The following is a 22210-nucleotide window of genomic DNA, read 5'->3' as shown; positions in this document are numbered from 1 at the left end:
GTAACTAACCTATTCAAAATCTTCACCTAGTAAATGAAAATAAGCTTGGTAATCACTCATCTTTGCTTGTGACTGAGTGATAAACGTAAATTTGCCGGATTTAGTAATAACTCGGGAGTTAGTTAAGTTTGGTAACTCATGATTCGGATACCATTTAATATCGAATACGATATTTTTTTTAGGCAAACCAATCATTTTTAATGAATTTTTTCCTTTTTCAATTGTCACATTCATCCACCATTTTTTTGGAATTACTAGGTAAAATCCGTGTGTGACATCTATGTATCTTTCTTCTACTTTCTTGCCTATACCTTCAGAATTATACTGTGTATACGTTTCAATCCACGGCGTGTCCGAATATGGAGCTCCTTCCCAACCATGTGGTTGATACATATTTCCGACTTCAGTGATTTTGTCATCATTTACATCCCCTGAATCTAGATAGTAAGCTTTTAATAATTGCCGTTCTTTTATTTTCACTCTTTTTAACTTTTGATTGGAGAATTCTACAATATCAGTCCATCCAGAATGTGCACCTAATCCCGAATCTAGAAATAATGCCTTGTGATGATCACTTAATTGTCCGATAAAAACATTCTCAATACCATTCACATACTCATGTAATTTCAATTTTGAGATGATCTCCATTTTTTTATGCAGAGGCTGCCACTGTAACAATTGTATATTTGCATTTTTAGATTTAGTAAAAGTAATCAGTGATATGTCCGGAACTTTATCTTCATTAAAATCATCCACGACAACATCTGTGTATTGCATTGTAAAAAAGCTATTTAATGTATGACCTTTCATTGTGAAAATATGCAATTCCTTCGTCATATTTTCAGGCAAAGTTTCAGTTCCAGGATAAGTAGAATCTATTCCTAGTGCGATATCCTTCCTGCCATCTTGATTCATATCTTTAAAATAAAGCGTATGGAGCTGATAGCCACCTACCTGTTCATGGATTGTTTTTACCCAGCTATTATTTTTCTTTTTAAAAATTAAAATATATATTTCGCGATCAAATTCTTCATTTCTGTAAAAGACAATCGCTTCATCAACATGATCTCCATCAATATCAACCATGTGAATCGTTTCTTTTGTAGAGCTTTTAATAGGTGTAACAAGAACAGCGCCCGCAGGCATTGCTTTCTTAATTGCTTCAGTTAAAAATTGCTTATTCTTTGATAACTTCGGAATTTGAATCAGCGAAGTCGGAGATTTTCCTAAATCGCAACCCGTTATCAGAATGGCACTCATCATTGCCATCATATATATCATTAAACGTCTCATACCTGCTTTACCTTCCTACAAAAAGTAATAGTTAAACCCATCATTCCCTCAAAATATACACCCTTTGAATTGTAAATAGTATCCTACAAAATCTCCTTAACATCCATCCCATTATAATATACAACTATACAACCCCCACAGCCAAAAATGGTAACAAAGAAGTAACACCTGAAACCACAAACGGTGCCAGGCACCATTTATGCAAATATCATAATAATAATGCGTTAAAATGTATAATCGGTGCCTGGCACCTTTTATTCATTTTCGGGATTATTTATGCAAAAATATGAATAAATGGTGCCTGGCACCGATTGGGTAGGGTGTTATTATTCTTTTACGGGAGGAAAGTTGAATTGGAGATGGTTGCGGCCAGCATCCAATGAAAGATTATTTTTATTCATATGGAAATATTTTATAGATGGGGATTTGTTATTTTGAGAGACTCAATGGGGTAATGGACCGAATCCTTGTTGTGGGGTGTCTCGTGGATGGGTATATCTAAAGTTTTTTAACTTTTTCAATTGAGACACCGCCACCAGCAAAGGCAGCTATAAAATTATGATTAAGTTGACTACATCTTTAATTGGTACTCGTAAATCAACTGATCCAGTTCTTGACTATATGCTAAAGTATCCTTATTTTTTAGCCCTTTTTTCAGTCCATCTTCTATCATTTTCTTTCTTAGTTTTTCAATCTTTTCTTTTAACTTAAAATTATCATAGGGCATAGGCCATTTCTCCCACTTTCGAGCAAATTTACTACATTAATAAATATTATGTAAAATTTTTAGTATAATTGGAATAGTTTCGACAATAATTCTAACAATAGGACAAAAAATTCTTTCACACGACAATATACCTAAAAAGAAATCTTAACATACAATTAATATAATCTTAAAACGGTAATCTACTTATATATTTTCGAAAATTTTCCTTGCTTTTTAACCAAAAATACGTGAATTACCTTCCTGTTCTCCGTCTGCTGTTTTTACATTATCATGTATGTGATATGTATTTAATGGCCATGCAAATGGGCAAAAAGAAGTCGTTAAAAAGAATGATGAGGTCCATAATTGTTAAATGCAATCTTGAAAGAATGTCGATATTTGCAAGGTTTCACTTTAAAAAAATGGCGGTACTATATTAATAGAATCAAATGGAAGGTTTAGTTGGCATCTTAAAAATCTCTACATTGTACAGTCCTTAATAAAAGGAAGAAAGGAGAGTTTAAAGATGAAAATCAAAGTTCGTAGTTGGAGGTCATTAACGATTCAAGATAAACTTTTTATTTTAAGAGCTATTAGTCTGAACTCAAAAATAAAATCAAGAACGTAATACATCTTTGCGAAACCCCTTATAAAAAGACCGATTTTTCATCCAAAAAAACCGTGCGAGTATGAACTGCACGGTTTTGACATTATTATTACGATTATGCTCTGTCTTTTGAAACTTCCATACTTTTTGGTACGGCCTTATTGTATAGCGGCACTATAAATAATAACCCGATAATAAAGAGCGCAGCTGCAATTTCGTACATGGAAACGATAGACCATTGCGCTTTTAATGCGCCGGCTATACTCATAGTTACAACCATCGATCCCGTGAAAAGCGGACTCAATGTTCCATTTACTCTACCGATGAAATCGGCTTTCGTGTTTTGGAGGATCATTGTATTAATACCAATTTGAATGCTCGGCATAAAAAATCCGCATACAAACTCTGCTATTAATGTAATCCATAAAACAGTGGAAGCTCCGACTATACTCATTCCGATTGCATTAGCTAGCATCCCCAAAACAAGTAGTTTTTGCGGAGGAGTGTTTTTCGAAAAGACCATTGAAAATGCTCCACCAATAATCATACCGGCTCCATTCACCATAAGTAGCCATTGTAAATTCTCTTTATGCAAACCTAAACGTTCAGTTACTAAAAAAATATTTAGCGGTTGAATTAAGCCAATTGCAAGACCCGCTGCCATAAAACATATACCGAGTAGTTTTAATTCCTTTTTAGCTAATACATACTGAATACCACTTTTCATTTCTTGCCACAGTGTTGTTGTTTTTACTTCTCTCTCCATTGAATGATCTGCTGGAATCAACGTTAAAGCAGCCGCTGACAAAAGGAAAGCAACACCTGTGATGGTAATGGAAATATCAATGCCAAATTGTTGGAATACAAATGTTCCAAGTATTGGTCCCAAGATCATAAAAATCGCAAAAATGGTTTGATAAATCGACATCGCTGACTGAATTAATTCTTCCTTCAAATGCATTTTGAATAACTTCATTCCGGAAGGTTGTGAAAATTGGGAAAGAATAGATGAAATTAATGTAGCGAAGAAAACGGCTTTCCACGTACCGTAAACGAGAGCTAAAATAACGGCAAAAATTGAAACGGCACTTAATACATCACACCAGATCATCGTTTTTTTCGGTTTCCATCGATCTGCAAACGTTCCTCCTATAAAGGAAAAAATAAAAATTGGCGCAAATTCGGCAACGGAAATCATCGAAACGGCAAATGGATTCCCATTTGTTTTTTCCATGACGAATAGTAATACGGCAAAATTCCTTACCCAAATACCTACCTGTAAAAATAACGCAGAAATAAAAATAGCTCGAACAAATTTGTTTTTAAATAATTGTCCCATAGGATTCTCCTCTTCATATTTAAATGTCCTGTTGTTGGATGATGAGCAAAATACTGTGAAAAAATGCTCATTTCCAATATAAAATTAACCTGTTTCTCCCTAGTCACAGCTAACTAAACTATGTTTCCCAAAATTAAAACCCCCTATTTGCATATTTCTCAAATAGGGGGGCATCTAGAACCATTAAAGGAATCTGTACAGTCCGGTTTTCTATGGCTGTACAATCATCAACTTATAAATGTATAGACTAATCCTATTTTTGAAAAATGCTTCGTACCTATAACGAATGTTTTCATAAAAATTAGGATTAGTTATTCATCGCCCTTTGGTTCACTCCTTCGTTTATTGGTGTAAACAGTTTAACCTAATTAATTGTATTTTTCAATTACTTTTTTCACTTTTTTCCAAAACAAAAATATGAAGCACTACTCAAATTGATTGACATATGCGAAGCGATTAATCTTCCTTGTCGCTCCTTTTATTAAGTGTTATGCCGTTTTTTTAATTTTCTTCGTTTTCGAATCGGTATTTGTGATGTGAAATAAAGAATCTGTTTCCCCTTTTTTATGCCAAAACATGATAGTAGACCTGAAAGCAAGTATGGTGAAATATTATCTTGTGTTTCAAAAAATATACTATTTTGGACTAGGTCAACTACGAGTTTAACCTTTAATTGATTCTCTAAATTTTCGTGGTAAATTTCAATTTTAAGTGAAGTCCATTCTTTAAGTGGTGTAATCGTTACCACTGATGATGATTTCGATGATGAAGCACTACTTTGAAGGGCGTGATGAAAGTGAAACTCAGAATATACTTTTACTAGTTTCTCACCAACTGCTTTTCCATGACAAATTAATTGATAGTCTCCGTTTACACTCCGTCCATGGGATAAAATTTCTCTAAAATGAAAAAGAATATCCTCCACGTCTCCTTTCTATTACTTTTATACTAGGAATATAGCAACATTTAGTATAATTGTAAAATATAATTGAAAAGTGTTAATATTTTATTCCAATTAAGTATTTGTATAAATATTCTCAATTAGAATACCAGCTTTTTTCTAGTAATAAAACCGCTATCTTAAAATTAAAAAGAGAGATAGTAGGTGTTTGTATGTCCATTAATGAACGATTGAAATTTATACGTGAAGAGTTAAATCTAACCCAAGCGGAACTCGGTGCAAGAATGGGCCGTAATCAATCAGAAATTTCAAAATGGGAAACGGGAAAACAGGCACTTAGTTCGGAGATACTAGATGATTTTATTAAAGTAACCAATCTTTCAAATAACCATCTGATTTATTTAATGCGTGGGTCTGAATCGGAATCTGCGTTCGGGAAGGAGCCCGAACCCATAATTATCCGGGAACAGTTTGAAGATGCAGAAATGCAACGAGTGATTGACTTATTTGAAAATGAAACGGAACTTAGAAGGGAATTTAGTATCATTTCTAACTATCCAAATAAACAAAGAAGGAAACTCATCAATAATATGATTTCCATTTTGAAGAACGAAAGAGAGTAAAAGTATATTTCAATTACAAGTTTTCGGTATAATCACGCTTCTTTATTCTCCGAAGCAATGGCTTTTCCCTTGGTAGATGGATTATTTTCCCGGTTGGTAAAATAAAGATAGAGCTGAATGGCTCGTTTAAATATTTCGCATAATTTACTTCGAAGGGAGCTGTAAAGTAGGAAAAGATTTGAGTAGTAGAAACAAGGGAGTTTTCTTCTCCTAACATATATGCTCTGTAGCTGCTCCATGGATAATCTTCTAAATGTTGAACAATATTCGCCCTAATCGGGTTTAAGTGAATATATTTATTCACTTCCAGTTCATAATCGGGTCGATCAATTTGTTCCGCCCCGTAACGACTCTCAAATACATGACCGGTAAAATCATACCGATTATTAAAATATTTGGCATACCTGTTGTGCACCTGTTTCATAATTTCACCAGGCGGGTGCTTCATTGTTTCAATTTGAAGATGGATATGATTGGTCATTAGACAATAAGTATAAAGTTTAAACGGAAATTTCCCCATCGCCTCACGTAAAAAATATAAATACCTACTGCGGTCATAATCATCAAAAAATAAATTACTTTTCCTTATCCCACGGCTAGTAATATGATACTTTGCACCTTCAAACCAAATACGCGGTTTACGAGGCATGCTACCTCCTCCTTTTATTGGAAAAATGTTGTCAGGCACCTTTTATTCATTTTAGTGTATATTTATTCTACTTTTATTCACTTGGTATTTGTCTTTTTTACGATATTTCCACGGATTGTGACTTTTCCTTGGAGTTCGAGTTCGAAGAGTTCATTCATGAGGTCTTCGTTATTTATATTTAATTGCAAAGCAAGTTTTTGTACCGGGGTTGGTGATGTTAAGTTGGAGAGAATAGGATGGGATTGTAATGTTTGTTTAAGATTTTGATCATTGTTTAGTCGCATCCTTTTTACCGCATCTAAACTTTCAATTCCTATAAATGGGATTGCGCCTTGTGCAAGTAGTTGGTTTGTACCGACGCCTTCTTTCACATACAATTGATTAGGGACTGCTAAAAGCCTTTTTCCGTGATTTCTTGCAAATCGAGCTGTCCATAGAGCACCACTGGTTTTCCCGGCTTCTACTACAATCACTTCGCTTGACCATGCACTAATTAATGAATTTCTTTGCAGGAATTGCTTTGGCTTTGGTAAAGTCCCTGGAGGGTACTGTGAAAGGATTAACCCCGATTCCACTATCTTTTCATAGAGTCTATGCTGTTCTTTCGGATAACAAATATCTACTCCTCCTCCCAAAAAGACAATCGGGTATCCGTCCTCTTTTACGCATGCTGCATGTACATAGCTGTCAATTCCCTTTGCAAATCCACTCACAATTGGAATATGTAGACTTGAAAGTTTTTCGCCAATCTGTTCAGCGACGTTTCTTCCATAAGTTGTACACCGTCTAGAACCAACAACTGCGACGGCCGTTTGGAACTCCATTAGATTACCTTTATAGTATAAAATGGCTGGGGATTCCTTACAGGCCTTTGCCTGAATCGGATAAAAGCGATCATGAATGGTTAACAAATTAATATTATTTTGTAGCATTCGATCCATTATTTTTTCTGATTCAACCAAACTTTTACTATTAATAATCGAAGAAATGGTCGTTTCCCTTATTCCTCTTACATTTTTCAATTCTTCTTCAGTTGCATCGTAAATTTTTCTAGGGGTTTGAAAATGGCTGATTAATCTTTTTTGAGTGATAGGTCCGACATTTTTCAACAAGCTAAACCAAATCCAAAATATCTCCATTTTCTATATCTTTCCTCCAATAAATGTTTGATTCTCTTTTTCCATATCGCGGCTTTGTAAGCTTTTCCTTAAGTGTGAAGAACGAATATTCTCTTCTCCCTCTAGATCTGCAATGGTTCTTGCAATTTTGATAAATTTATGAATGGCACGTCCGCTATAGTAATAACGTTCTGCGGCTTGACGAAGTAGACTTTTTGAATCTCTGTCAAGCTGACAAAAAGTTTGAATTAAAGAAGGGGTCAGCTGAGCATTACAATTTATCAACGGGATATTTTTGTAACGTTCCCGTTGTATTTTTCTTGCCTTCTCAACTATTTTTCGAATTTCACTAGAACTTTTCCCTTTCGTCTCATTTTCAAAAAAATCAACCATTCCAACATATTTTTGAATATCCATTCTATCCAAAATCGGTCCGGATAATTTTTGTCGGTATTTCATTACTTCGTAATCCGTACATTTGCATCGATTTTGGCCAAAATAACCACATGGGCAAGGGTTCATCGCACCAACGAGCATAAAATTAGCTGGATAGCAATGCGATCCCCATACACGCGAGATTGTGACTGCTTTATCTTCTAATGGCTGCCTTAATGAATCTAAAGTCTTTCTGCTAAATTCCCCCAATTCGTCTAAAAACAAAACCCCATGATGAGCTAACGATATTTCACCAGGCATTGCAAAGGGTCCACCGCCTATAATTGAATTCGTTGATGCATTATGGTGGGGAGCCCTGAAAGGTCTCTCCGTCATCATCCGATTATTACTTTTCAATAAATTTGCGACACTGTATATTTTCATCACTTCAAGTGATTCTTCCTCTGCTAAGGGAGGTAAAATTGATGGAATTCTCATAGATATCATTGACTTACCGCAGCCAGGCGGACCAATCATAAGAAAATTATGACCTCCAGCTGCCGCGATAGTAATAAAATTAATCAGCCATTCTTGTCCTTTTACATCTTGGAAATCTAATGGTGTATCTGGAAATTGGGAGTCTTCTAAATCTAAAGTCTCTTCCATTAAAGGAGGTGTATCATTATTGAGGAGGGAAACAACTTCTGTTAATGTATTACATCCATAAACGTCTAACCCTTTAACTAGTCTCGCTTCCTTAACATTTTCTTTTGCCACTATCAATCTTGTAATGTTTTCTTCTTTTGCTTTCATTGCCATTGGTAAAATACCTGATACCGGACGGATGGACGAATTTAATGAAAGCTCACCGATGAAACCCGTCCGTTCTATTTGATTTGCTTTAATTTGATTTGTTCGAATGAGGAGACCGATTGCCATTGCTAAATCAAAATGAGAGCCTGTTTTTTTCATATCAGACGGTGCCAAATTAAAAATGACTCGTTGTAAAGGGAAATGATAATTGGCGTGCAAAATAGCTGCTTCAAGACGCTCTCTCGCTTCTTTAATCGCTTTATCCCCTAGCCCTACAATAGACACTGAAGGCATACCAGTAAGAATATCTGTCTCCACCTCAACTATATTCCCTTCAATCCCGGTTAGTGTAAAAGTAAAAACTGTTGAAGCCATTTTTCATCTCCTTTCTTTAAATAACAAAAAGTAAATTACAATATACTGTCTGCTTGGAAAATATGAACACAAAGGGTTAAAGCTTGTAGGTAATGCTATGATTGGTGGCAAATGAATTTTTCTACGAATGGAATAAACGAAGAGATAAAGAGGTTAGAAGATTTATCCTCCCTTTACTTATTCAACAATATTCATCAAAACCCTTCAAATAATTTAATAAATTTTGTCTCCCCTCAATGCAAGAGAATACCGGATTAATTTTCTAAACTGTCCACACGCAGAGGACAAAGTTCATCTATTGTCTTTTTGTGGTACCTGACACCTTGGTTGGAAAATTCAGTTTTTGGGTTAAAACGGAAATTTTATCCACTTTCAGATTTTTCGTTAAAACTTCTTCCCACTTGTTATAGATGGTGGTAAATTATTGAAGGAGGCGAAACAATGATGAAAATACAAAAATTAGTAATGAGTTTTATTCTATTACTTTCCTTTGCTATCTTTCCTAGCACGAGTCATGGGGTAAGTAAGAATCTTTATGTACATTTTATTGATGTGGATCAAGGGGATAGTATTTATATTAAAACACCTGCAGGTGATGATATCTTAATTGATGGGGGTAATCGGGATGGCAGTGATGTCGTAACCTATCTGAAAAAGCAAAAGGTAAAAGATATCGATGTAATGATATCCACACATCCGGATGCGGATCACACAGGCGGGCTTGATGAAGTTCTTAAAGCATTCAAAGTAAAATCTGTTTATGCACCGAAAGTTAGCCATACAACTCAAGTTTATAAAGATTTTTTATCTGCTGTTAAACATGAGGGCGTGAAAATCAAATCAGCAACTAAAGGTGTGACATTACCACTTAAAGGTGTGACGGCCAAGTTTATTGCACCAGTAAAAACATATAGCACGAATGATTTGAACGATTGGAGCGCTGTTTTAAAGCTTACATATGGCAGTAAGTCCTTTCTATTCACTGGAGATGCCGAAACCAAATCAGAAACAGATATGATTCATTCAAATCAATCATTGAAGGCAGACGTATTAAAGGTTGGACACCATGGGGCAAATACATCCACAAGTTCTGCATTTTTACATGCAGTCCACCCTACCTATGCTGTTATCTCGGTTGGAAAAGGGAATCAATATGGACACCCAACCTCTACTGTTTTAAAAAGACTTGGCAGCAATAAGGTAAAAGTATTTCGAACAGATACACAAGGGACAATTATTGCAAAAACAGATGGGAAGTCTCTTTCCTTTAATAGCGCACCAGTCAGTTCAACGACGAGTACCTCCAAATCAAGCGCTAAGGGAAAATCTTCGTATAAATTATTCGCTAAACTAGATAACACAAGACCAAAACAATACAGCACAATCCATTTAACTGTAAAAGGAATTCCAACTGGCACCTACAAAGCCGTATTCCATTATAAAAGTAAAAACACAACGTATAATGGAAAGATTGGGAAGTCGCTTCCTGTTAAAATCAGCCGCGCCTCAACAAGTTTTCGAGTAAAAATTGATGTAACGGCGAAATATAAAGGAAAAACTTACAAAACACAAACTTCATTTATTCCAAAATAAAGGACGTGTTGCTTTATATGAAATACATTATTGACCGCTTCGAAGATGAAATTGCCGTTTGTGAAACAGAGAAAGGAACAATGATTGACATCAAAAAATCTGCCCTCCCTTCAAATGTACAAACTGGCGACGTATTAACCGTGGTTGATGGCCACTTTCAAATCGATCACAAATCAACCCAAAACAAAAAAAAAGAAATCACAAAACTAATGAACGAAATATGGGATGACTAAAATGTGAACAACTTCACTTAGTGTCAGGTACCATTTTTTCATTTTTTGGAATATGCAGTTGTATTAGTTTAGTTATAATCACGAAGTGAAAGGGGCGAGATTATTTTAGTATCTCGCCCCTTTCATTATCTAATTTCCCCTGCAATGGTTCCTTATTTAACCGTTACTTTCTTCGCTTTTCCTACATTTCCTGCTTTGTCTTTTGCATACACATAGAGGTTCGTTCCCTTTTTTTGTTTCTTTATTTTTATTGAGAAGTTGCCAGATTTATTTGCAGTGGCTGAGCCAATGACTTTCTTACCAACTTTTACATATACTTTTGCTCCCGCTTCAGTCTTTCCTGTAACTTTTGTTGTGCTTGGCTTTACTTTATTTACTTTTGGCACATTTGGCGGTGTTTTATCTATGACTGTTACTGTTTTTGCTTTACTAATATTTCCCGCTTTATCTTTTGAGGTAACACTAAGTTTCGAACCTGCTTTTTGTTTTTTTATTTTTACTGTAAATTTTCCATGTTTATCAGTAGTGGTGCTCCCAATTATCTTTTTGCCATATTTTACTGTGATCTTTGAACCGGCTTCTGACTTTCCGGTTATTTTCGTTGATGTCGAATATACTTTGTTTACTGTTGGTGCCTTAGGTGCAGTTTTGTCCTTTACAGTAATTTTTGTAGCTTTACTAGCATTACCCGCCTCATCTGTAGCGGTAATATAGAGCACAGTACCTGCCTTTTGTGCTTTTTTAAGAGAAACGGTAAATTTCCCCGTCGTATCTGCTTTTGCTGTTCCGATAATCGATTTACCCGATTTGACTGTGATTTTTGCTTTGGCTTCCGTTTTTCCAGTGATTTTCTTGTCATAATCTTTTACTTCGTTAACCTTTGGAGAAGCAGGAGGTGTTGTATCTTTTCCTGGTTCCGGATTTGGTGTTGGTGTCGGTTCAGGATTCGGAGTTGGTTCCGGATTTGGTGTCGGTTCTGGTGTTGGCTCTGGATTTGGTGTTGGTACAGGGATAGGATCCGGCCCAGGATTTGGCTCTGGTGTTGGTGTTGGTACAGGATCTGGCTTTGGTTCTGTTTTATCTTCATAAACTTCGATCGTTTTCACAGCATCTTGAGATCCAACGGTTGTTGCTTTAATTGTATATGTACCTGCTAAAGCAAGTGAAGTTTCAAAGGATGCTTTATAGCTTCCATCAGTTTTACTTGATTGAGTAGTTGTTTTTATCATTTGTCCTTCTTTTTCAATATTAACGGTTACCTTACTTCCCCCAACCGCTTGTCCATCCTTTGTGACATGGCCCGTTATAACCACTTCATCACCAATTTTATATTTTGCCTTGTCCGTTTCAATTGATAGAAGTTTAGGGGATTCAGAGTTTGAAATGTAGATATCGCTTGTTTGGCGAACGCCAGCAGCGGAAATAACGATAGTATATGTGCCATTTTCAAATGTTTTGGCTAATTTTATATTTGTTGAAAATGAACCATCACTTTTAATATCTTCATCTTTCCATTGCTCAACTTGCTTTTTCTGTCCCGAGGAATTGAGTAATTGTAATGTTGGGTTTGTTCCTTTCCCTGGTTCTTGACCTTTAAGCACTTTTCCATTGACTTTAATTGTATCACCTGGTGTGTAATCATTTTTATCTGTTGAAAAAGAAAGCGTTATTTCCTCTCCTGCAAAAACCGGGGAAATCTGACCGATGAATATAAAAATAGCGGACACGATTAATAGGATAAACTTTTTCAAAGATTTCACCTCTCTATTTTTTAGAAAAAGGGAGGGGTGAACCCCTCCCTTTCATTCTTTAGTTAACGTTATACGTTTTGGATGTACTTTTCCCTACTAAAGGAATCGGATTATCCATTTGATCCCATGCGAATACTTCAGCCGTATAAGATCCTTTTTCAAAGTTTTCTAGAGTTATATCAAAACTGTATCGGTTTTTCGTCCCACTATTAATGGACTTATTATTTGCTTCAGCAAAATAAACGACAGCACCTTCCGCATCTTTAACTTGTACGATGACAGTTGGATTAACCGCTGTTTTGCCGGAGTTTTTCAGATCAGCATTAATTCTTATCACTGTGTTTTGCTTAAATGTAGTAGCTTCATTACCGGCTGCATTAATAGTTTTCACTCCATCAATTGAAAGTGGGTAGTTAATGACATTAAATGTCGTTGTATACTCGTCATTTCCATCTGCAGATTTCAGCTTTAACGTGTATTTTCCGTTAACTGCTAATGTATCTGGAGTAAAATCAGCCTCGTACGTATCACCTACAGAGGATTCAAGTGTAATTTCTTTTCCAGATGGATCAATTACTTTCGCATCCCATGTAATTGATTCGGAAGCTTTTGCCGAAATATGTGCCGGCTGCTCTTTACTTACATGATTGTCAGGTGTAACCGAGAACGATGTAATAGATGGAGCCGCTTGTTCTCCTTCTTTCCCTTTATAAATCGTAATGGTTTTCTTCACCTTATGACCTGCCAAATCCTCTGCCTCAATCACGATATCATTTCTACCTTCTTTCAAATCAGGAGTATATTTGTAATCGTAATCGAGTGGTCTTTGGACGAACGGTTCATCAAATGCATTTGTGTAGACCTCATCTTGGTCTATTAAGAGACGGATATCATCAAAATTATCCTTTACATTCACTGTGATTTCAGGGTTTTCAGTACCTGCTGCAACAAAGTTATTTTCCGGAAGCCCTTTTACATCTAATGTTGGTCCCTCGGTATCAACAATGATTTTACGTTCGAATTCAATTTTGTTACCTACAGCATCTTCCCCTGCAAAGTAAATATTGTGTATACCATCCGCTGTAAATGTTAATTGAGAACCAAAGTTCCAACGTTTCGTTTTTTCGTCGTAAACTGGATTCAAATTCACTGGGGAGCCTTGCAGTTTGTCCCCTTTAATTGTTAAGGATGTTACCCTGGAACTATCTAATACATAACCTGAAACAGGTACAACACGTGTATCATATACACCCAGTGCTTCCGGAATGTCAGAAATAATGTAAGGAATTGTATTATCACCAGGACTTGATACGGCTACACCAGCATGGTTGTTGGCATAATCGTAGGCAACGACTTCAATTGAACCGCCATCTTCTACCGATCCGACATTTACCTTCGCCTGGTAAGACTTTTTGCCATTTGGATTCAAGCTTCCTAACAATTCACCATTAATGTAAATATCCACGTACTGTAAACCGCTTCCAATATTGCCGTCATCAGCGCTAAAAGCAAGAGTTCCATTTTTCTTACTGTACGATATATCTGTAACTACAGGATTCGTATTATCAACTACGACTGGGATTTTCGTCACCTGCTGTTCTTTACCAGCTAAGTCGACCTGAGTTTTCACTTGATAATAATACAATCCATCCTCAACTAATTGGTTTTTCGCATATCCATCCCATAATGTATAGTACGGCTTATACGTATATATTTTGCCTTTAGCGACATCGTAGTTTTTCCGTTGTTCTTTATCTGTACGGAGGGTTCGTATTTTTTTTCCATTTGCATCGGTAATCGCATACTCGACTGTTTTACTGTTTCTTAGGAACGATAAAACAGGTGCAATTCCATCGTTTTCACCGTCTCCATTTGGAGAAATTGCGATGTAGTTTTTATTATATTTACCTGTGAATGGATCCGCACCCATATAATATCCAAGGTCATCAACCATTCCTGATACACCATAAAAAGATCCTGAATCGTATTTCATAGCATCCAATACCGGTGGTTTGTTCCAATCTCCTTTAAAACCAACGTATGGAACGGAAATTTCTTGTAACGGATTGTTTTGATCATCACTTGAAAGGGTGATAAATCCTTCTACAAAATATCCATTTTTCATCAATTTTTCTAAATCTGCTTTTGCATTGGATAAATCTACTTTGACCGTAATATCTGATGAAGCACCCGCAAATAACGTTATTTTTGGCTTATCCACTATCACTTTTGCTTTAGAAATTACATTTTCTTTTAATGCGATTTGTGATCCTGATACTGCGTCTGTTAATACAGATGCATTCACATTATAAGTCATATCTTTATCACTAAAGTTTGTAGCTGTCACTGTCAAATAGAATATATCATCCTTGATTTCCTTCAACTCAATTTTCCCATCCTGTGTGCCTTTATTTACAACATAAACAGGTGTAGAAACGGCCGAATGAAGCTGCATAATTCCCGCACCTTGAAGGCGAGGTGAGTAAGGGATGTTTCCGTTATTTTTGTCCTTCACGATTTTTGCTGTATTCATCAATATTGTTTTTGTACGTTTTACAAGATCAGCACCATGCAAGTCTGGGAAAAGTTCCTTAATACGTTGCAGAACTAACGCAGCTCCCCCCGAAACATGTGGAGCAGCCATTGATGTACCACTCATTAATCCATATTTATTATCATTAAATGTAGAGTAAATTTGACCACCGGGAGCCGTAATTTCAGGCTTAAGCTCAAGACTAGGTGTCACACCCCACGAACTGGTTGTTGCCATTGTACCCGCAGCACTGTTTGCAACTTGTGTTGTTTTTCCAGTGAACGTTACCTTTCCACCGCCGGCAGCTTTAATTTTTGTTTCAAGAGCATTTCCATCACTTATACTCAGTGAAACTAATGGGATTGTTGGGCTATTCAGTGCCATGCTTACATAATCGCCATGACTGACATGCCCCCTAATAATTACACCAGCTGCGCCCGCAGCTTCCGCTTGTTTCTGGATTTCACCATAGTTCGGATTCGTAGCGTTTCTAACGGCAAATACGACTTTTCCATTTACATCCTTCCCCTTGTATTGAGCGGGACTACCATCTCCCACATACACAACATCTTTTTCAGCTGTAGTTCCAAATATCTCGAGTGGATCCGGTGAAGATTGTTTCTTGTACCCAATTGTTAATGTTTCATCGCCTACTTTTACTTTCATTTCGTCAATTGAAATTTTCGTATTTTCAATTGAGGCAACTGAAATCGAGTTAGTAGAAAGGCCAGGTGAACCAACAAGTCCAATATCAGGATTTGTTGCTAATGGATTTGCATGTCCATCTCCCATTTGAGCAGAATTTCCTGCAGAAAGAGACATTAGTACACCGTTATTTACTGCGCGATCAATCGCCTTTTGTTCTAGGCTCTCCGAATCAACAAAACCTGCAGTTGAACCTAGGCTCATATTCAGGACATCGGCACCTAAAATAATCCCGTCGTCAATGGCTTTAATATAAGTATCACCAAAAGTGGATGGCATTGCCGGGTCATTCCCAAATACTTTTAGTGCTAATAATTGTGCCTCAGGTGCTACCCCTTTAATGCCGTCTTTCGTTTCGTCGCCATTTGCACCTACAGTTCCAGCCACATGCATTCCATGCATAGTTGCATCTGGACCTAAATCCATAATTTCGCTATTTTTGTCGGCATAGTTATAACCATATGGGACTTTGGCTGTATAGTATTTCCCTGGTAAATTACCAGTACTTTTAAGCTCGCCTACTTTTGTTTGAGTTAGCTTCGCTTTACTAGCGTCGCTTAACTTCATATCTTTATGGTTCGGGTCAATTCCGGTATCGATAATCCCGACAACCATACCTTCTCCATTATAACCAGTGTTCCAAGTTTGAATGGCCTCTACCATATCTTTACTAGATAGCATATCCGGCTTTTCTTTCGGTCTTTCATACTCATTAACAACGCTTACAGATTCAACATTAGGTATTTTTTCAAGCTCTTCAATTTGACCAAATTCAACTTCTCCGCTGAGACCGTTGACGACAGTCGTAAATGTATTTTGTACTTTGAAATCTATGTTTTCTTTTTTAACATCTGATATAAAATCAGATTGTTCTTCTTTTACTTCAGATTGTAATTGATTTTTTGTTTTTTCCGGCAAATCCTTATATCTAATTCCTTTTTTCGTTGGGACTGAGATGGCTGGTTCACCTTCCAATTCAACAACTACGCGAACTTTTTCATGAGGATTATATCTTTGTGTTAATTGAACTTTATCTCTATCTGTTTTGCTCTGTTCAAGGAGCTTGTCCACACTTCCTGAATCCTGCGCAAAGGCCACTGACCCAAATGCAGCATTAGATAAGGTAAGGATAGAAATTAACCCGATTGCTGCACTCTTTTTAAATCCCCTAAACTTCTTCACTAGCTTCCCTCCATTTTCTAATCTATTAATATACCAATATAATAAAATAGAACCTCCCCCCTAAAAGTATCCTTAAGTAAACTAAATTTTTAGATAAATTTACCTAAGTGTACAAAATGTAACACGGTGAAAAAATCTTGTAAATAGCGAATGGTAGGTTATTTTACGAATATTTAGAACAATATGGAGGATTTTATCGACTTTTTCAAAAATTATTTCGACATAATTATTGAAATTTTAGTCGCATTGTGGCAGTTCATGTACTCTATTTAAAATTCCAGTATTTTTATAGGCAAAAACTCATTTAGAGGTAACGATAGAATCTACCATCATTAGAAAGGTTTCTATTTGAAATGGCAAAATACAACATATTTTAACGAAATAACTATCACTAATTCGACGAAATGCTGTTTTTATTTCCAAAGCTCATATTCTTTAGGCAGATTTCACCACCATTTTACTTTTAAAAGAACGAAAATATATTGAAGTGTGACTATATGATTAAATTCAAAAGAAATACTAATAGTTTTCTAAGAAAAAATCCCATGCACTAAGGGCATGGGATTCACTGAAATTTGTATTATATTGTAACGCTTTGTGTGAATTGTGGCAGATGTTGTTTATGAGCTTCTAACATTTCGTCTAGTATTTGCTTGGCAACTTTGTCGGACGGAACTAACGGATTTATTGTCATTGCTAATAAAGCCGTTTTGTAATTTCCCGTCACTGCCGCTTCTGCCGCTACACGTTCGAAAGATTTAATTTGCTGAACAAGACCTCTTGCAGCAACTGGGATATCACCAACTGAAATCGGTTTTGGCCCTTCTTTAGTGATGACACAGTTCACTTCAACAGCTGAATCAACCGGAATACTTGCGATTGCACCATTATTTCTTGTATTCACTGGTTGAATATCACGTTTGTCATTATAGATTGAGTTGATGAGGCTGCATGCTGCATCACTATAATAAGCACCTCCACGTTTTTCTAATTGTGGTGGTTTTATGTCTAAATCAGGGCTTTTATATAATTCAAATAGATCCTTTTCTAATTTTTGAACAACTTCCGCTCGTGTACCAACAGTTTCTGCTGCTTCACGTTCTTCTGTCAGCATTTCGCTCGTTTTATAATAATAACGATGATAGCCACAAGGAATAACCCCTAATGCTCGGATAAAATCGGGTTCCCATGCTAGCCCAGATATATTTTTCATTGTCATTTCATTCTTTGGATCCGCCATGCTCTCAATTACAGAATCTAGTATACTCACACCATCTAAATAAACATTTAAACCAAATACCATATGGTTCAAGCCTGCAAAATCAACGTGGATGCGGCTTGGATCCACTTCTAATGCTTTTGCAATTCCCATTCGCATGCCGATTGGAACATTACACAAGCCTACAACTTTCTTAATATTACTGTAACGAAGTACCGCTTCTGTCACCATACCCGCAGGGTTTGTAAAATTCACAAGCCATGCATCTGGACATAATTCTTCAATATCTTTGCATATGTCTAAAATAACTGGAATCGTTCGAAGTCCTTTAAACAAGCCACCCGGTCCATTTGTTTCCTGTCCAATGACATTATATTTAAGTGGGATGCGTTCATCTTTTGCACGCGCGTCCAATGATCCAACACGGAATTGTGTCGTTACGAAATCCGCATCTTTTAATGCTTCCCTTCGGTCTAGTGTAATATGAATATCAATTGGAACCCCTGCTTTTTCAACCATTCTCTTAGCTAAATTACCGATTATCTGCAGTTTTTCTTTCCCTTGATCGATATCAACTAACCAGAGTTCTCTAACTGGAAGTTCATGATACCTTTTGATAAATCCCTCAATTAATTCCGGAGTATAACTAGATCCGCCACCGATTGTTACGATTTTTATCCCTTTAGTCATGTCTGCCTCCTCTAGATTATCAAAGCTTCTAATTTAATATAATAGTAAATTATTTCACCACGGAATCTTTATTAATTTCGCTTTTCAAATAATGTATATCTTTATACATTCGCATCATTTCCTTTACTAAATCACTGATTGTTTCAACACTCATCATTTGGTCCTCCGCATGCATGATTAGCAGTGAAAAAGTAAGATTATTCCCTGAAGCCTCTTCTTGAATAAGTTGATGATGTGCTTTATGCCCCTCCGTTAAATATTGACGGGATTCATTCAACTTATTTTCCGCTTCTTCATATCGACCTTCTCTTGCAGCATATAGTGCTTCCATAACTAAACTTTTTGCTGTTCCTGCATTACTAATAATATTAAAAGCGACTAACTCCATTCCTTCCATCTATTTGTTCACCCCTTTCTTTCTATTAAAATGGAAATCCTTCAAATAGGAGAAGTATTCTTGGCTATTGTTCCGTTCCATGTGCTCACTTTCCGCAGGCGGCTCGGTAGCATCCATTCAACAATGTGTATTAACAAAAAATATAAATCCCCCAAATAAGGAAACTATTTTTTTAATAACTGGCGGGTATCTAAATGGTGATATAAAGCTCCAAGTACCCCTGCATCATTTTTTAAATAGCAGCAATCAATTGGCACCTCTCCCCTATATGAAGGAAACCGCTTAATACGCCACGTTAGTTCATTTATTAAATCATCTCTTTGGCTAATGGCGCCGCCTAAAAGAATCTTATTCGGATTAAAAAGAAATAATAGATTGTAAATCGCAATAGACAGGCTATCATAAAATTGGTTCACCTCATGCAATGCATGAGGATCTCCTTTCTCATAAGCATCAAATACATCCAATCCTGTTACTTCTTCAACAGTCAATCCTTTATATTGGGCGAAACGTTCACGTAACCCCCACATGCCGCCGGTACTACTTAATGTGCATCTTCCAACTGTATTGTTTTGCAAACCAGTTGTAATCATATAGCCAAATTCACCAGCCATATAGGATGATCCTCGGTATAATTGATTATTCAAATAACATGCGCCGCCAATTCCTGTACCAATTGTCATACATAAAAAATCTGTTTCATGCTGTGCATTTCCCTTCCACTTTTCTGCCAGGGCAACACAGTTCACATCATTTTCGACACTGACTGGCAATTGTAGCTCTTTTTCTAAATAATCCTTTATGTTGAATTGATTAAAATCTGAAATGGCTCCTCCCACTTCAATAAATCCGCTATCTACATTGACGAAACCCGGAACGCTTAATCCTACCCCAGTAAGATCATTTCGCTCCTTTGTAATTTCTACTATGCGATTTAAAATCGATTGGCCGGAATATCGATTAGTTGGGAACTTTCCTTTTTCAAGGAAAGTCCCATTTTCATCTAAAACTGCATATTTAGTATCTGTGCCGCCGATATCGAAAGAAATATATTGTTTCAAAAACAACACCTCGTTTTTGGCATTTTTTTGTTAAACTTACTACTCCAACACGCGCATTGCGTAGTGCAATGCTGTACCATGAGGCGTTTCTTTAAAAACATTCTTCAAATGTCTCACTGTATCATCTGATGATACATTTGTTGTCACTAAAAAAATGGATTTTATTTTTTCAGATTTAGTTAACTTAACTGTAACTCTTTCATCCTTGTATTCTTCAAAAAACTCATTAATAAATTTAATTTGACCACATGAAATTTCAACATATAATTCATTCATCATCGTTTTCTTTCCTTACGCTGTTTTTTCCGATTCTGAACTGTTGCTATAACCGCTGCCAGCCGCTTTATTGGAGGCAATAACGAACGGCAAGTAAATAATCGTTGAAACTGCAAGACAGACGAATCCTAAAATTAAAGCAACCCAGTTTCCGCCAGTACCGAGGAATGCAATAAGTGGTCCAGGTGTCGTCCACGGAACAGCATAGGCAATGGCGGGGATTAAGCCTGTTGATATAGCTACATAACCAATAATGACATTGACTGCTGGCACCAATATAAATGGAAGAATCAATATTGGATTTAATACAACTGGAAGCCCAAAGATCACGGGTTCATTAATATTGAAAAGACCTGGAGCTATTGACAATTTACCGATATCGCGATATTCTTTCCGCCTCGATACCATAAATATCGCGATTAATAGGCCAAGGGTCATCCCTGATCCACCATAGTTAGCGAAGGCATCATTAATTGCCCAAGTAACCGGGTATGGTGCGTCCCATGCTGTACCGTGTGCTGCCGCATAGTTTAAGTTTTCTAGGTTTGCCTCAGCAAACATTGCTTCACGGATGGCTGCAATAGTATTTGGTCCATGAATCCCAAAGACCCATAATAGGTTGGAAACAATACATAACACAACAAGCGAAAAGATATTTGTTCCTAAATGTTTTAATGGAGTTTGAAGGACAGCATAGATAAATTCATGTAGCCCTTTCGGATAGAAAGCATTAATGATAGCGTTTCCAATAGCAAAAACAACAGTTATAATAATTATTGGGAAAAGCACTTTAAATGAACGCGAAACCGCAGGCGGAACCGATGCCGGCATATTGATTTGTAATTTTTTGGACCTAGATAATCGACTAAATAATTCACCTACAACAAGCCCTACGATTAAAGCAACAAAAAGTCCTTGCGCCCCTACCCATTGAGTTGTTAAAAAGCTAGCTCCGTCTACAACTTTATACGGCGGATAGATAATAAAAAATGTAGATAAACCGGTTAACCCACACAATAATTCATCTGCCTTTAAAGATATAGCCATATTCCTCGCCACGAGGAAAACGATAAACATTGATAGAATATTCGTAGATCCATTCAGCACTGGTGAAAAGACTGACTGAAGATCAGCTAAATTTGGAAATAATTTATGCAAAAATAAAATTTTCGCAATAAAACCGTCTGGTGCCAAAATGGCAAAGTTTAAAAGAACAATTAAAGATCCCGCTAATGTTATTGGAAAAGCTAGGATGAAGGCATCACGGATAGCAATAATATGCCTTTGTGAATTCAATTTCGTTGCAATAGGAACGAGTGCCTTTTCTGCGACCCTTTCAAAAGCAGCCATAAACCCCATTCAAAATTCCCCCTAAATAGTAAAATGGTTAATCAAATTACTTCTTGCTCCCCTTTGATGTAAAAACAACATAATCTTATCCAATAAGATTTAATGCCTTCTCCAAAACAGCCTTTCCATTCATTGTGCCATAATCCCTCATATCAATTACTTCAACAGGAACCCTGCCCTCAATGATTGCATCGACTTGCGGCTTTTGGTATCGGACTTGCGGACCAAGTAAAACGGCATCCACTTCACTCGCCACACTTTCACACTCTGATACAGGTAGTGCAAAGATTTCAAGTTCCAAACCTTTTTCTTTTGCTGCATCTTTCATCTTATTAACTAGTAAACTTGTAGACATTCCTGCTGCACAAACTAATAAAAGTTTTTTCATATAACAGCCCCCTTGTATGATGTGTAGTGAATG

The 22210-nt window shown here is 36.5% G+C and carries 17 protein-coding genes and 1 pseudogene; 3 read left to right on the top strand and 15 right to left on the bottom strand.

Annotated elements, in window-relative coordinates; translation table 11 throughout:
• Positions 1-9: 9 nt before the first annotated feature.
• From I5776_RS04415 to I5776_RS04400, 4 genes are all read right to left on the bottom strand, one after another.
• A complete protein-coding gene (locus I5776_RS04415; protein WP_202779153.1) occupies positions 10-1293 on the bottom strand; it encodes a hypothetical protein in 1284 nt (427 codons plus the stop codon).
• A gap of 571 nt (positions 1294-1864) precedes the next feature.
• Positions 1865-2020, bottom strand: a complete 156-nt coding sequence (locus tag I5776_RS04410) for an aspartyl-phosphate phosphatase Spo0E family protein (RefSeq protein ID WP_202779152.1) — start codon at positions 2018-2020, stop codon at positions 1865-1867.
• A 701-nt stretch (positions 2021-2721) separates the two neighbouring features.
• On the bottom strand, positions 2722-3945 hold the full coding sequence (locus I5776_RS04405; protein ID WP_202779151.1) for an MFS transporter: 1224 nt from the start codon (positions 3943-3945) through the stop codon (positions 2722-2724).
• A 481-nt stretch (positions 3946-4426) separates the two neighbouring features.
• Entirely contained in the window at positions 4427-4870 is a 444-nt protein-coding gene (locus I5776_RS04400) for a hypothetical protein (protein WP_202779150.1), read from the bottom strand.
• A 188-nt stretch (positions 4871-5058) separates the two neighbouring features.
• Between I5776_RS04400 and I5776_RS04395 the strand changes: the two genes are divergently transcribed.
• Positions 5059-5469: a helix-turn-helix domain-containing protein gene (locus I5776_RS04395; protein ID WP_202779149.1), complete on the top strand. Its 411-nt coding sequence runs from the start codon at positions 5059-5061 to the stop codon at positions 5467-5469.
• Positions 5470-5482: 13 nt separating this feature from the next.
• Here I5776_RS04395 and I5776_RS04390 read toward each other — a convergent pair whose 3' ends face one another.
• The 3 genes from I5776_RS04390 to I5776_RS04380 form a co-directional block, all read right to left on the bottom strand.
• On the bottom strand, positions 5483-6118 hold the full coding sequence (locus I5776_RS04390) for a transposase (RefSeq protein WP_246483916.1): 636 nt from the start codon (positions 6116-6118) through the stop codon (positions 5483-5485).
• Positions 6119-6195: 77 nt separating this feature from the next.
• Positions 6196-7227, bottom strand: a complete 1032-nt coding sequence (gene dprA, locus I5776_RS04385; RefSeq protein WP_202779148.1) for a DNA-processing protein DprA — start codon at positions 7225-7227, stop codon at positions 6196-6198.
• A gap of 33 nt (positions 7228-7260) precedes the next feature.
• Positions 7261-8799, bottom strand: coding sequence for a YifB family Mg chelatase-like AAA ATPase (locus tag I5776_RS04380; RefSeq protein WP_202779147.1), 1539 nt, complete (start codon positions 8797-8799; stop codon positions 7261-7263).
• Positions 8800-9264: 465 nt separating this feature from the next.
• On the opposite strand from I5776_RS04380, the pseudogene I5776_RS04375 reads away from it, so the two are divergent.
• Positions 9265-10077: pseudogene (locus tag I5776_RS04375) on the top strand (ComEC/Rec2 family competence protein); the annotation flags it as partial.
• Positions 10078-10409: 332 nt separating this feature from the next.
• Positions 10410-10625, top strand: a complete 216-nt coding sequence (locus I5776_RS04370; RefSeq protein WP_202779145.1) for a DUF3006 domain-containing protein — start codon at positions 10410-10412, stop codon at positions 10623-10625.
• A gap of 152 nt (positions 10626-10777) precedes the next feature.
• On the opposite strand, the gene I5776_RS04365 is transcribed toward I5776_RS04370, so the two are convergent.
• The 8 genes from I5776_RS04365 to I5776_RS04330 form a co-directional block, all read right to left on the bottom strand.
• Positions 10778-12376, bottom strand: coding sequence for an Ig-like domain-containing protein (locus I5776_RS04365; RefSeq protein ID WP_202779144.1), 1599 nt, complete (start codon positions 12374-12376; stop codon positions 10778-10780).
• Positions 12377-12434: 58 nt separating this feature from the next.
• Positions 12435-16796 carry a S8 family serine peptidase gene (locus tag I5776_RS04360; protein ID WP_202779143.1) on the bottom strand — a complete coding sequence of 1454 codons (4362 nt, stop codon included), beginning with the start codon at positions 16794-16796 and terminating at the stop codon, positions 12435-12437.
• Between the two features lie 580 nt (positions 16797-17376).
• Positions 17377-18705, bottom strand: a complete 1329-nt coding sequence (locus I5776_RS04355; RefSeq protein WP_202779142.1) for a 6-phospho-beta-glucosidase — start codon at positions 18703-18705, stop codon at positions 17377-17379.
• Between the two features lie 49 nt (positions 18706-18754).
• A complete protein-coding gene (locus I5776_RS04350) occupies positions 18755-19102 on the bottom strand; it encodes a PTS sugar transporter subunit IIA (protein WP_202779141.1) in 348 nt (115 codons plus the stop codon).
• A 164-nt stretch (positions 19103-19266) separates the two neighbouring features.
• The gene (locus I5776_RS04345) at positions 19267-20163 is read right to left on the bottom strand and encodes an ROK family protein (RefSeq protein ID WP_202779140.1); all 897 of its coding nucleotides are present in this window, start codon (positions 20161-20163) and stop codon (positions 19267-19269) included.
• A 39-nt stretch (positions 20164-20202) separates the two neighbouring features.
• Entirely contained in the window at positions 20203-20442 is a 240-nt protein-coding gene (locus I5776_RS04340) for a hypothetical protein (RefSeq protein ID WP_202779139.1), read from the bottom strand.
• A 12-nt stretch (positions 20443-20454) separates the two neighbouring features.
• Positions 20455-21798, bottom strand: coding sequence for a PTS sugar transporter subunit IIC (locus tag I5776_RS04335; RefSeq protein WP_202779138.1), 1344 nt, complete (start codon positions 21796-21798; stop codon positions 20455-20457).
• A gap of 76 nt (positions 21799-21874) precedes the next feature.
• Positions 21875-22177 (bottom strand): PTS sugar transporter subunit IIB, encoded by a 303-nt coding sequence (locus I5776_RS04330; RefSeq protein WP_202779137.1) that lies wholly within the window; start codon positions 22175-22177, stop codon positions 21875-21877.
• Positions 22178-22210 lie beyond the last annotated feature (33 nt).

Source organism: Heyndrickxia vini, assembly GCF_016772275.1.
In the GTDB taxonomy this organism is placed as follows: domain Bacteria; phylum Bacillota; class Bacilli; order Bacillales; family Bacillaceae_C; genus Heyndrickxia; species Heyndrickxia vini.
This window is presented reverse-complemented; position numbering and strand designations above follow the sequence as displayed.